This window comes from Kitasatospora sp. NPDC057940, assembly GCF_042887425.1.
Classification (GTDB): Bacteria; Actinomycetota; Actinomycetes; order Streptomycetales; family Streptomycetaceae; genus Kitasatospora.
In genome coordinates this window covers 81,529-94,158 of sequence record NZ_JBHVPH010000027.1, presented here as the reverse complement: position 1 = coordinate 94,158, position 12,630 = coordinate 81,529, and the positions used below count along the sequence as shown (strand labels likewise).

The following is a 12,630-nucleotide window of genomic DNA, read 5'->3' as shown; positions in this document are numbered from 1 at the left end:
GAGGGGGGCGTTAGTCGAGGTCGTCGCCGAAGTCGGGGCGGACGCCCTTGGCGAACTGGATCTCGTCGTTGCTGGTGCCGGCCGCGACCATCGGCCAGACCATGGCGTCCTGGTGGACGATGAAGTCGATGACGACCGGGCGGTCGTTGATCTCCATCGCCTGCTTGATGACGGCGTCCAGGTCCTCGGGGCGCTCGCAGCGCAGGCCGACGCAGCCCATCGCCTCGGACAGCAGGACGAAGTCGGGGATCCGGGTGCCCTGGGCCGGCGGCGCGATGCCGTCGTGGTCGGGGCCCGCGTGCAGCACGGTGTTGGAGTAGCGCTGGTTGTAGAACAGCGTCTGCCACTGGCGGACCATGCCGAGCGAGCCGTTGTTGATGACCGCGACCTTGATCGGGATGTCGTTCAGGGCGCAGGTGGCGAGTTCCTGGTTGGTCATCTGGAAGCAGCCGTCGCCGTCGATGGCCCAGACCGCGGTGTCCGGCCGGCCGGCCTTGGCGCCCATCGCGGCCGGGACGGCGTAGCCCATGGTGCCCGCGCCGCCCGAGTTGAGCCAGGTGCCCGGCTTCTCGAAGCGGATGAACTGCGAGCTCCACATCTGGTGCTGGCCGACGCCCGCGGCGTAGATGGCTTCCGGGCCGACGAGCCGGCCGATGCGCTCGATGACCTGCTGCGGGGAGAGCCGGCCGGCCGGGGCCGGCTCGTAGCCCAGCGGGTAGGTCTTCTTCCACGCGTCGAGCTTCTCCCACCAGTCCGAGTAGTCGCCCTTGTGGCCGGCGTCGAACTCGGCCTGGACGGCCACGATCAGGTCGGCCAGCACCTCGCGGGCGTCCCCGACGATCGGCACGTCGGCCGGGCGGTTCTTGCCGATCTCGGCCGGGTCGATGTCCGCGTGGACGACCTTGGCGTACGGGGCGAAACCGTCCAGCTTGCCGGTGACGCGGTCGTCGAAGCGGGCGCCGAGGGTGAAGAGCAGGTCCGCCTTCTGCAGCGCGGTCACGGCCGGGACGGAGCCGTGCATGCCGGGCATGCCCAGGTGCTGCGGGTGGCTGTCGGGGAAGGCGCCGAGCGCCATCAGGGTGGTGACCACCGGGGCACCGGTCAGCTCGGCCAGGATCCGCAGCTCGGCGGTGGCCTGCGCCTTGATCACGCCGCCGCCGACGTACAGCACCGGGCGCTTGGCGCCCACCAGCATCTTCGCGGCCTCGCGGATCTGCTTGGCGTGCGGCTTGGTGACCGGACGGTAGCCGGGCAGCGAGAGCTCGACCGGCCACCGGAAGGTGGTGGTGGCCTGGAGGGCGTCCTTGGCGATGTCAACCAGGACGGGGCCGGGGCGGCCGGTGGCGGCGATGTGGAACGCCTCGGCGATCACCCGGGGGATCTCGTCGGGGTCGGTGACCAGGTAGTTGTGCTTGGTGATCGGCATCGTGATGCCGCAGATGTCCGCCTCCTGGAAGGCGTCGGTGCCGATCGCCTTGGAGGAGACCTGGCCGGTGATCGCGACGATCGGCACGGAGTCCATGTAGGCGTCGGCGATCGGGGTCACCAGGTTGGTCGCGCCCGGGCCGGAGGTGGCCATGCAGACCCCGACCCGGCCGGTGGCCTGGGCGTAGCCGGTGGCGGCGTGGCCTGCGCCCTGCTCGTGCCGGACCAGGATGTGGCGCACCTTGGCCGAGTCCATCAGCGGGTCGTACGCGGGAAGGATGGCCCCGCCCGGGATGCCGAAGACGGTGTCCGCGCCCACGGCCTCCAGCGAGCGGATGAGCGACTGGGCGCCGGTCATGGTTTCGACGACGTGCTGGGGAGCGGGAGCGTGGGCGGCCGTGGCGTCCCCGCGGCGGGGGGATGCGGCGTGCTCAGTCATCTGCCTGTCTCTTCTCGGAATGTGCCGGCCCGGTGGTTGCGGGCCCCGGTGGTGCGAGGGTGGGGTCCCGGTTTCGGGCCGATCGCCGGCTCTGCCCCAATCGTCCCGCTTCCTCCCCGGGAAACGGAGCGGATCGGGCGGTCGGAGCCAGGGGTCTTGCGGTGGTGGAACAGCGTCAGTGCAACAAAAAACCCCTCGTGCCAAGGGCATGCGAGGGGTGGCGCGTCGGTCTGTTACGAGCGGGGCGTGTGAGCCCGCTCAGCCGACGCGCCCGCCAAGTACGAGAATTCGGGTGCGCATGGCAACGACCCTCCTCCTGTCCGGGGGCGCGTGTCAAGCAGGTGGGATGACCGTCTCGCCATGCGGACCCTGCCCTGGACCGGTCACCGCGCGGCGTTCGGGCAGGTCGGGGGCACCGTGGTGATGCACGACACGTCCCCCGCCGCCCTCCCCGCGGCCACCCGTCCGGGCCTCCGCGGCCAGGTACGCGCGCCGGGCCGAGACCGAGCCGAGCGGCCTGGGCAGCGGGTAGCCCCGGCGCACCAGCGCCCGGCGCAGCCGGGTCTCGTCCAGCGGCGGCGCGAAGGCCGAACCCTGGCCCTGCCGGCAGCCCAGCTCCTGGAGCGCGGCGACCTGGCGGGGCAGGTCCACCCCCTCGGCGCCGGTGACCAGGCCGAGGTCGTGGCCGAGCCGCAGGGCGTGCCCGGCGAGCGTGCGGCTGAGCGCGGACTCCCCGAGGTCCTGCACCAGCGTGCGGTCCAGTTTGAGGCCGTCCAGGGGCAGCCGGGCCAGCTCGCCGAGCGAGCCGCTGCCGGCGCCGTAGCCGGCCAGCACGGTGGTCACCCCGAGCCGGCGCAAGGCCGCCAGCCGGCGGCCGAGTTCGTCGGCGAGCGAGTCCGGGCCCATCCGGGCCACCTCGATCACCAGTTCGCCGGCCGGCAGTCGGCTGTCGCGCAGCGCCGCGGCCACCGTCTCGTACAGGCCGGGCGAGCACAGCCGCTCGGTGGAGAGCCGGACCGCGACCGGGACGGGCGCGGGGCCGCTGCGGCTGCGGCCGGACTGGCCGCGCCGGTTGGCCGCGGCCATCACCGCCTCCTGGACCAGCCAGCGGGAGAACCGGGTGGCCGCGTCGCCGTGGTCGGCCGAGCGCAGGAACTCGGCCGGGGTGAGCAGCAGGCCGCCCGCCGAGCGCCAGCGGGCCTGCGCCTCGACGCCGGTCACCGCGCCGCTGGCGAGGTCCACCACGGGCTGGTGGAGCAGCGTGAAGCCGCCCTCGCGGACGGCGGCCCGCAGCCGCTCCTCCAGTTCGGTGCGGCGCTCCAGATCGGCCCGCATCGCGGGGTTGTAGAGCACCACCCGGCCCTTGCCCTCGGACTTGGCCCGGTACATCGCGAGGTCGGCGTTGCGCATCAGCTCGTCGGTGGCCGCCCTCGGGTCGGCGGCCGGGCCGCGTTCGGGGGTGCCGAAGGCGATGCCGATGCTGGCGGCGACACCGAGTTCGGCGCCGCCGATCCAGTACGGCTCGGAGAGCGCGACCCGCAGCCGCTCGGCGAGCTCCTGGACCTGGAGCCGGCCGAGCGGGCCGCAGACCAGCGCGGCGAACTCGTCGCCGCCGAACCGGGCGACGGTGTCCCCGCAGCGGACGGCCCCCTGGAGCCGGCGGGCCGCCTGCACCAGCAGTTCGTCGCCCACCTGGTGGCCGGCCGTGTCGTTGACCGCCTTGAAGCCGTCCAGGTCGAGGAAGAGCACCGCGACCCCGGCGCCGCCCTCGCCCTGCTGGCCGCGGGCGCCGAGGGCGGCCCGCAGCCGCTGGGCGAACAGCGCCCGGTTGGGCAGGTCGGTGAGCGGGTCGTGGAAGGCGTTGTGCTGCAACTGGGCCTGGAGTATCACGCGTTCGGTCACGTCCCGGCTGTTGAGGATCAGGCCGTCGCGGTGCCGGCTGACCGTCGACTCGACGTGCAGCCACTCGCCGCCGCCGGAGCTGATCCGGCACTCCACCCGGGCGGACGGCTCGGCGGTGCCCGGGGAGCGGTGGGCGGTGAGCCGGACCCTCGCCAGGTAGCGGCGGACCTCGGCGAGCACCCGGTCCACGTCCTCCGGGTGGACCAGGTCCAGCAGGTTGCCGCCGACCAGTTCCTCCGGGTCCCGCCCGTAGACGCCGAGCGCGGCCGGGGAGACGTAGGAGAGCACGCCGTTGGCACCGGCGATCATGATGACGTCGCTGGAGCCCTGCACCAGGGAGCGGAAGTGCGCCTCCTTGTGGGCGAGTTCCTGGGCGAGCGAGAGGTTGTCGAGCAGCATCACGCCCTGGCGCAGGATGAGCGCCAGGCCGACGGTGCAGGCCGCCGCGGCCACCACCCGGTCCAACTCCCGCCCGCCGAGGGCGTTGTAGAGGATCCCGGCGGTGCACACCGCGGCGGCCGCGTACGGGGTGAGCGCGCTGAAGGTGGTGGCCACCCGGCGGCGCGGCAGGCCTCCGGCCGAGGGGTGCTCGCGCAGCGGGCGGCGCCAGCGCGGCGACCACGGCGCCCAGGCCAGCAGCAGGCTGCCGGAGAACCAGCCGGCGTCCAGCAGTTCACCCGAGCGGTAGCTGCTGCGCAGTTCCGGGGAGGTGAACAGGGCGTCGCACAGGACGGTGACGGCCAGCGCCACCATCGCGGTGTGCACGGCCGCCCGGTTGCCGTCCCGGCCGCCGAAGCGCAGCCCGACGACCAGGCTGACCAGCAGGATGTCCAGGACCGGGTAGGCCAGGTTGAGGGCCAGCCGCAGCGGCGAGCCGGCCTCGCCGGCGGCGATCCGGCCGAGCGCCAGGCTCCAGCTGAGGGTGAACAGCGAGCCGGCGATCAGCCAGCCGTCGAGCAGCAGGCAGAGCCAGCCGGCGGCCGAGCGCGGGCGCTGGGCGAGCACCAGCACGCCGGTGATGGCGAGCGGGGAGAACAGCAGGAAGGCGTACTCGGCGAGCGAGTCCTGCGGCAGCGGGCTGCGGGCGACCAGTTCGTACCAGCCCCAGGTGCCGTTGCCGCAGGCCACCATGAGCGAGGAGAGGCCGAACAGCAGCCAGGCCGGGCGGGCGCGCCCGCCGGCCGTGCAGCCGTACACCAGGCAGGACAGCGCGGCCGCGAGCGCCGCCGCGGCCAGGCCGAAGTCGCCCATGAAGATGGAGAGTTGGTAGGAGCCCCAGCCGGTGGCGGCGCCCAGGGCGTAGGCCAGGCAGAGCGCGCCGAGGACGAGGCCGGGCAGCGTCCGGCTCTCCCGGAGCCGGCACAGCGGGCCGCGCCGACCGGGGGCGGACGCGCCGGCCGCGGCCGCGCCGGGCGTGGACGTGTCGGGCTCGGACGCGTCGGCGGGTGGCACGCCCGGCCGTCCGGCCCCGGGCAGCACCGTATCGGTGGAGCTCACTCGGCCTCTCCCCCTCCGGCCCGGGGCCTGGCGCCCCGGCCACGGGCCACCGGCCGCGCGCCTCTTGCCCGTACGCGGTGGCCTGGCGCCCCGTCAGGACGGAGGCCCAGGGGGTGGGCGGCCTTCCGGTCACCACACCGCACCGATGTTCCCGATCGGGACCCTACACCAAATCCGTCACTCAATGACACATGCACTCAACTTAGAGTAATGGCGAGGGAGTGGGGAAATACACCCGATTCCGGCGGATCGGCCCGGTTGGCGGCGGCGCGCGGCCGGGGGCTCACGCGGCGCGCACGGGAGCACGCAACGGCGCCCGGCCCCGGGCCACCCGGTCCGGAGACGGTCGGGGGCCCGGCGCCGGGCGCACGGGTCAGCGGGAGGCCCGGGCCGGACAGGGCCCGGGTCCGGTCCGGCCTACGCCGGATCGTCCGGGAACAGCCGCAACCGGTGCGCCAGCGCCGCCGCCTCACCCCGGCCGGCGACCGCGAGCTTGCCCAGGATGTTGGAAACGTGCACGCTCGCGGTCTTCGGAGAGATGTACAGCTCCTCCGCGATCTGCCGGTTGCTCCAGCCGCGCGCCAGCAACCGGAGCACGTCCCGCTCACGGGGGGTGAGGCCGAAGGACTCCCCGGCGGGCGGGATCGCGGCCGGCCCGGCGGCCGGGCGCGCGGCCGCCACCGGGGTCAGCGTCAGCCCGGCCCGGTCGGCCAGGCCCGCGACCTCCGCCAGCAGCGGACGGTCGCCCCGGACGGTGGCCAGTTCCCGGGCCTCGCGCAGCAGTTCGGCCCCGGCCTCGCGCCGCCCGGCCAGCACCTCGGCCTCGCCGGCCCGCAGCAGGGCGACCGCCAGCGGGTACGGCAGCCCGGTCGGGCGCAGCGCGGCGACCGCGGCCGCCCACTGCTCCGGGGTGTCGGCGGCCTCGGCGCGGGCCAGTTCGCCCTCCAGCAGCCGGGCCCAGCCGTGGTGCACCGGCGCCCGCGGCCGCAGCCGGGCCGCCCGCGCGGCGATCGCGGCCAGCGCCTCGGCCCGGCCCGCCGCGGCCTCCGGCAGGCCCCGGTTGTCGGCCTCCACCGTGGCGGCCTCGACCAGCAGCGGGTACACGTCGGACTCGTGGCCGAGCCGCCCCTCCTCCGCCAGCGCGGCGAGCAGTTCCTCCCGGGCCTCCAGCGGCCGCCCGGCGAGCGCGGCGATCCGCACCGCCAGCCGGCTGATCGGCACGCTGTGCTGGAGCTGGCCGACCCGGTTGGCCGACCGGGCCTGCGCCAGCATGGTCGCCGCGCCGGCCAGGTCCCCGCGCAGCAGCGCGAGGTCGCCGCGCATCCGGTCCAGGAACTCGGCGTGGGTGCCGGTCAGGCTGGTCAGCTCGCAGGCGTCGAGCACCTCGGCGGCCTCCCGGATCCGCCCCAGGTCGGTCAGCGCCTCGGCCAGGTTGCCGGTCAGGATGGTGCCGATGTTGCGCAGCAGGCCGTTGCCGTCCGCGTAGACCAGGCCCTCGCGGGCCAGCACCACCGCCTCCTCGGCCCGGCCCACCCCGCGCTGCATGCTGGCCAGGTTGTTGACGCCGCGCAGCAGCAGGTCGGGCACGCCCAGCCGGCGGGCCGCCTCGACCGCCCCGGCCAGTTCGGCCAGCCCGCCGTCGGCGTCGCCGTGCACGTCGTAGCGCAGGCCGCCGAGCGTCATCCGGGCGTGCACCTCGACGGAGTGCGCGCCGACCTCCTGGGCGATCCGGATCGCCCGTTCGGCCAGCTCGATGTGCTCGGGGCCGGGCTTCTTGAGCATCGCCACCCCGGCGCCGAGCGCGAACACCTCGGCCTGGACGGCGGACGGCGGCAGGTGGTCGACCAGCCGGTGCGCGTGCAGGATCTCCTCGTCGTCGCCGGAGCGGCGCAGATTGCCCAGCATCCGGGCCCGGTTGATCCGGAACCAGGCCGCGCGCACCGGGTGCACGGCCTCGTCGACCAGCCGCAGTCCCCGCCTGGCGAGGCTCAGGCCGCGCTCGCGGTCGCCGCAGCGCCGGGCCGCGACCACCGCCTCGGCCAGCACGTCGACCAACTGGATCCGGTCGCAGTCCCCGTCGGCGGTGCTGTGGTCGCAGGAGCCGGGCGGGTAGGTCTCGGCCCAGTCGTACGGGCGCAGGGTGTGCGCCAGCACCTCCTCGGAGACCATGTCCCACAGCTCCAGGGCCCGTTCCAGCATGCCCAGTTGCTCGGCGAAGGCGTTGCGGCGCCGGGCCGCCCGGGCGGCGTCCAGGGCGGTCGGCAGGGCGCGGGCCGGGTCGTGCGCGTGGTACCAGTAGTTGGCCAGCCGGGCGGGCAGGGCGTCGCAGGAGACCAGTTGCGGCTTCGCCTCCACGGCGAGCGCGAACTTGCGGTTGATCCGGTGCCGTTCACCGGGCAGCAGGTCGTCGGAGACCGCCTCGCGGACCAGCGCGTGCCGGAAGCGGTAGCCCTCGCCCTCGCCGTCCGGGCGCAGGATGTTGGCGCCGACGGCCGCCCGCAGCGCCTCGATCAGCGCCTCCTCGTCGTCGTGCAGGACGGCCGCCAGCAGGGCGTGCTCGACGTGCGAGCCGCCCTCGGCGGCGATCCGCACCACCCGCTGGGCCTCCTCGTCCAGGCTCTCCACCCGGACCAGCAGGATGTCGCGCAGCGAGTCGGTGAGCCCGGCGCCGCAGCCGTCCTCGAAGGCGGTGGCCAGCTCCTCGACGAAGAACGGGTTGCCCTCGGAGCGGCGGTGGATGCGGTCCACCAGCTTCCGGTCGGGGTCGGCGGTGCCGAGGATGCCGGCCAGCTGGGCGGCGACCTCGCCGCGGCCGAACCGCTCCAGCTCCAGCCGCTGGACGGTGCGCAGCCGTTCGAGCTCGGCCAGGAAGGGGCGCAGCGGGTGGCGGCGGTGCAGGTCGTCGGAGCGGTAGGTGGCGACCAGCAGCACCCGGGACCGGTGCAGGGTGCGGACCAGGAAGGCGAGCAGTTCGCGGGTGGAGCGGTCGGACCAGTGCAGGTCCTCGACGGCGAACACGAGGGTACGCTCCGCGCCGAGCCGTTCGAACAGCCTCGCGGTGTGCTCGAACAGCCGGGCCCGGCCGTACTCGTCGTTGGGTTCGCCGTCGGCCTCGCCGAACTCGGGCAGCAGCCGGGCCAGGTGCCCCTCGCTGCCGGCCGCCGCGGCCTCCAGCTCGGCGCCCAGCGAGCGGTGCAGCCGGCGCAGCGCCGCGGCCAGCGGGGCGTACGGCAGGCCCTCGGCGCCGATCTCCAGGCAGCCGCCGAGCGTGGTGACCGCCCCCCCGGCGGCGGCCCGCTGCAGGAACTCCTCCAGCAGCCGGGTCTTGCCGACGCCCGCCTCGCCGCCGATCAGTACGGCCTGCGGGCTGCCGGAGCCGGCCCGGCGCAGCGCGTCGGTCAGTTCGGTGATCTCGCTGCCGCGGCCGACGAAGACGGGACTCACCGATATCTGCTGCATGGAGGCGAGCATGCCATAGCCGGAGGTGGCGGGCCGAGGGGTTATCTCCCCTGGCGAACGCCCGGAGGGGGAGGCGCTCCCCTGCTGCGCCTCCCCCTCCGAAACTCCCTCGGCACCGTCGTGGTGCCGGTCCGTCAGCATTCGCGCTGGCGCGCGGGGCGCCGCTGGAAGCGGGCGGCCACCGGACGCTGCCGCAGGCGGCGTCCCTCCTTGGCCTCCCGGACCAGGCGCTCGTGCTCGGCGCGGACGGCCAGCTCGTGGGCGTGCTGCTGGATGAGCTCGTACTCGATCACTTTCGGTTCCCCCTGTGGGTTTCACTGCGTTTCGCTGTCGAGTAAGAGCTTCCTCTCCCAGCGGGGGGTGCCGCATCGGAAGCCCTACCGATCTTCCGGGCCCCGGATGCCTTAGATCGGGGCCCGGGGAACGACAAAGGCCCGGTCTTACCTCGTTTTAGAGGTGAGACCGGGCCTTAGGCCTTACTTAGAGGGCCTTAGGCGCCTTAGACGCCTTAGGACCTCAGGCAAAGATGCCCAGATTCCCTGGGTTGTGCTTACTGCCCCTCGACGGCGAGCCGCTCCAGGATCAGGTCCTTGACGCGGGCCGCGTCGGCCTGGCCGCGGGTGGCCTTCATGACCGCACCGACCAGCGCGCCGACCGCGGCGACCTTGCCGTCGCGGATCTTGGCGGCGATCGCCTCGTTCTCGGCGATGGCCTGGTCGACGGCCGCACCGAGCGCGGAGTCGTCCGAGACGACGGCCAGGCCGCGCTTCTCGACGACCTCGTCCGGCTCGCCCTCGCCGGCCAGCACGGCCTCGATGACCTGACGGGCCAGCTTGTCGTTCAGCTTGCCCTCGGCGACCAGCGCGGTGACCCGGGCGACCTGCGCCGGGGTGATCGGCTGCTCGCTCAGCTCGGTGCCGGTCTCGTTGGCCCGGCGGGCCAGCTCGCCCATCCACCACTTGCGGGCCTGGTCGGCCGGGGCACCGGCGGCGATGGTCTCCTGGATCGGCTCGACGGCGCCGGCGTTCAGCACCGACTGCATGTCCTTGTCGGACAGGCCCCACTCGGCCTGCAGCCGGGCCCGGCGCACCCGCGGCAGCTCGGGCAGGCCCGCGCGCAGCTCCTCGACCCAGGCGCGGGCGGGGGCGATCGGCACCAGGTCCGGCTCGGGGAAGTAGCGGTAGTCCTCGGCGTTGTCCTTGATCCGGCCCGAGGTGGTGCTGCCGTCCTCCTCGTGGAAGTGCCGGGTCTCCTGGATGATCGTGCCGCCGTCGGTCAGCACCGTGGCGTGCCGCTGGATCTCGAACCGGGCGGCCCGCTCCACGCTGCGCAGCGAGTTGACGTTCTTGGTCTCCGAACGGGTGCCGAAGGTCTCGGTGCCGTTGGGGCGCAGCGACAGGTTGACGTCGCAGCGCATCTGGCCCTTGTCCATCCGCGCCTCGGAGACGCCCAGCGCCTTGATCAGCTCGCGCAGCTCGGCGACGTACGCCTTGGCGACCTCGGGGGCGCGCTCGCCGGCCCCGACGATCGGCTTGGTGACGATCTCGATCAGCGGGATGCCGGCCCGGTTGTAGTCGAGCAGCGAGTGGGTGGCGCCGTGGATGCGGCCGGTGGCGCCACCGACGTGGCTGGACTTGCCGGTGTCCTCCTCCATGTGGGCGCGCTCGATCTCCACGCGGAAGGTCGAGCCGTCCTCCAGCTGCACGTCGAGGTAGCCGTTGAAGGCGATCGGCTCGTCGTACTGCGAGGTCTGGAAGTTCTTGGGCATGTCCGGGTAGAAGTAGTTCTTCCGCGCGAACCGGCACCACTCGGCGATCTCGCAGTTCAGCGCCAGGCCGATCTTGACGGCCGACTCCACGCCGATCGCGTTGACCACCGGCAGCGAGCCGGGCAGGCCCAGGCAGGTCGGGCAGGTCTGGCTGTTCGGCTCGGCGCCCAGCTCGGTCGAGCAACCGCAGAACATCTTGGTCTTGGTGCCCAGCTCGACGTGGACCTCAAGGCCCATCACCGGGTCGTACGACGCGAGAGCGTCCTCGTAGGAGACCAGGTTCATGACGCTCACAGCGTCCCCTTCACTAAAAGACTTGGGAGGTACGGGCCCGGCCGCCGCTCGCGCGGGGCCGGGCCGGGGCGCTCAGCTCAGCCCAGCAGGACGTCGTCGGAGCCGAGCTGGCGCAGCTCGCGCACCAGCAGGGCGGTACCGGTGATCAGCGCGGCGGCGCCGACCAGGGCGTTGACCAGCTTGAGGGTGTCGCTCTCCTCGCGGGCCTTCCGGACGTCCTTGACGACCGAGACCGCGCCGAAGGCGCTGGTGCCGATGGACAGCCACAGGCCCGGCTTGCTGTGCTTGAAGCCCTTCAGGGACGACGGTGCCTTGAGGGACGACGGGGCCTTGGCCTTCTCGATCTTGCTCACAGTGCCGGTGCCTCCTCCAGCAGGGTGTGCCCCCACTTGTCGTTGAGTGCGGCCTCGACGGCGCCGCCCACCCGGTACAGGCGGTCGTCCGCCATCGCGGGTGCGATGATCTGCAGGCCGACCGGGAGATTGTCCTCCGGGGCCAGACCGCAGGGCAGCGACATGGCCGCGTTGCCCGCGAGGTTCGACGGAATCGTGCAGAGGTCGGCCAGGTACATCGCCATCGGGTCGTCGGCGCGCTCGCCGATCGGGAAGGCGGTGGTCGGCGTGGTCGGCGAGACCAGCACGTCCACGCCGGCGAAGGCGGCGTCGAAGTCGCGCGAGATGAGCGTGCGGACCTTCTGGGCCGAGCCGTAGTAGGCGTCGTAGTAGCCCGAGGAGAGGGCGTAGGTGCCGAGGATGATGCGGCGCTTGACCTCGGGGCCGAAGCCGGCCTCGCGGGTCAGGGCGGTGACGTCCTCGGCCGAGCGGGAGCCGTCGTCGCCGACCCGCAGGCCGTAGCGCATCGCGTCGAAGCGGGCCAGGTTGGACGAGGCCTCGCTGGGCGCGATCAGGTAGTACGCGGGCAACGCCAGGGTGAAGGACGGGCAGGAGACCTCGACGACCTCGGCGCCCAGCTCGCGCAGCAGCTCCACCGACTCGTTGAAGCGCTCCATCACGCCGGCCTGGTAGCCCTCGCCGGCGAACTCCTTGACCACGCCGATCCGCATGCCGCGCACGTCGCGCAGCTTGGCGGCCTCGACCACGGCCGGGACGGGCGCGTCGATCGAGGTGGAGTCCAGCGGGTCGTGCCCGGCGATGGCCTCGTGCAGCAGCGCCGCGTCCAGCACGGTGCGGGCGCACGGGCCGCCCTGGTCCAGCGAGGACGAGAAGGCGACCAGGCCGTAGCGGGAGACCGAACCGTAGGTCGGCTTGACGCCGACGGTGCCGGTGACGGCGCCGGGCTGGCGGATCGAGCCGCCGGTGTCGGTGCCGATCGCCAGCGGGGCCTCGAAGGCGGCCAGCGCGGCGGCCGAACCGCCGCCGGAGCCGCCGGGGATGCGGGAGAGGTCCCACGGGTTGCCGGTGGTGCCGTAGGCGGAGTTCTCGGTGGAGGAGCCCATCGCGAACTCGTCCATGTTGGTCTTGCCGAGGATGACCACGCCGGCGTCCTTGAGACGGGTGGTCAGCGTGGCGTCGTACGGCGGGATCCAGCCTTCGAGGATCTTGGAGCCGCAGGTGGTCGGCACGCCCTTGGTGGTGAAGACGTCCTTCAGCGCGAGCGGGACGCCGGCCAGCGGGCCCAGCTCCTCGCCCTTGGCGCGCTTCTCGTCGACGGCCCTGGCGGCGTTCAGCGCGCCCTCGGTGTCGACGTGCAGGAAGGCGTTGACCTTCTTGTCGACGGCGCCGATGCGGTCCAGGTGCGCCTGCGCCACCTCGACGGCGGACACCTCGCCCTTGGCGATGGCGGAGGCCGTCTCAGCGGCGGTGTACTTGATCAACTCGGTCATCTC

The 12,630-nt window shown here is 73.7% G+C and carries 7 protein-coding genes; all 7 read right to left on the bottom strand.

Annotation, left to right across the window (positions count from 1 at the left end):
- Window positions 1-10 precede the first annotated feature (10 nt).
- The gene (locus tag ACFVTF_RS30905; RefSeq protein ID WP_387817569.1) at window positions 11-1,864 is read right to left on the bottom strand and encodes an acetolactate synthase large subunit; all 1,854 of its coding nucleotides are present in this window, start codon (window positions 1,862-1,864) and stop codon (window positions 11-13) included.
- A 333-nt stretch (window positions 1,865-2,197) separates the two neighbouring features.
- Window positions 2,198-5,131: a putative bifunctional diguanylate cyclase/phosphodiesterase gene (locus ACFVTF_RS30900; RefSeq protein WP_371522670.1), complete on the bottom strand. Its 2,934-nt coding sequence runs from the start codon at window positions 5,129-5,131 to the stop codon at window positions 2,198-2,200.
- Window positions 5,132-5,680: 549 nt separating this feature from the next.
- Window positions 5,681-8,722 carry an AAA family ATPase gene (locus ACFVTF_RS30895; RefSeq protein WP_387817568.1) on the bottom strand — a complete coding sequence of 1,014 codons (3,042 nt, stop codon included), beginning with the start codon at window positions 8,720-8,722 and terminating at the stop codon, window positions 5,681-5,683.
- 134 nt (window positions 8,723-8,856) lie between these two features.
- Window positions 8,857-9,015: a hypothetical protein gene (locus tag ACFVTF_RS30890; protein WP_159398431.1), complete on the bottom strand. Its 159-nt coding sequence runs from the start codon at window positions 9,013-9,015 to the stop codon at window positions 8,857-8,859.
- A 257-nt stretch (window positions 9,016-9,272) separates the two neighbouring features.
- Entirely contained in the window at window positions 9,273-10,784 is a 1,512-nt protein-coding gene (gatB, locus tag ACFVTF_RS30885; RefSeq protein WP_063347730.1) for an Asp-tRNA(Asn)/Glu-tRNA(Gln) amidotransferase subunit GatB, read from the bottom strand.
- A 77-nt stretch (window positions 10,785-10,861) separates the two neighbouring features.
- Window positions 10,862-11,137 (bottom strand): hypothetical protein, encoded by a 276-nt coding sequence (locus ACFVTF_RS30880; RefSeq protein ID WP_350884604.1) that lies wholly within the window; start codon window positions 11,135-11,137, stop codon window positions 10,862-10,864.
- Complete coding sequence (gatA, locus tag ACFVTF_RS30875) at window positions 11,134-12,627, bottom strand: Asp-tRNA(Asn)/Glu-tRNA(Gln) amidotransferase subunit GatA (protein WP_363582136.1); 1,494 nt, start codon at window positions 12,625-12,627, stop codon at window positions 11,134-11,136. The genes ACFVTF_RS30880 and gatA overlap by 4 nt, the downstream gene beginning before the upstream one ends.
- Window positions 12,628-12,630 lie beyond the last annotated feature (3 nt).

What these genes read in the sequence shown, in the direction of transcription:
- ACFVTF_RS30905 (WP_387817569.1), bottom strand. Translation starts at nt 1,864, where the DNA reads ATGACTGAGCACGCCGCATCCCCCCGCCGCGGGGACGCCACGGCCGCC.
- ACFVTF_RS30895 (WP_387817568.1), bottom strand. Translation starts at nt 8,722, where the DNA reads ATGCAGCAGATATCGGTGAGTCCCGTCTTCGTCGGCCGCGGCAGCGAG.
- gatA (WP_363582136.1), bottom strand. Translation starts at nt 12,627, where the DNA reads ATGACCGAGTTGATCAAGTACACCGCCGCTGAGACGGCCTCCGCCATC.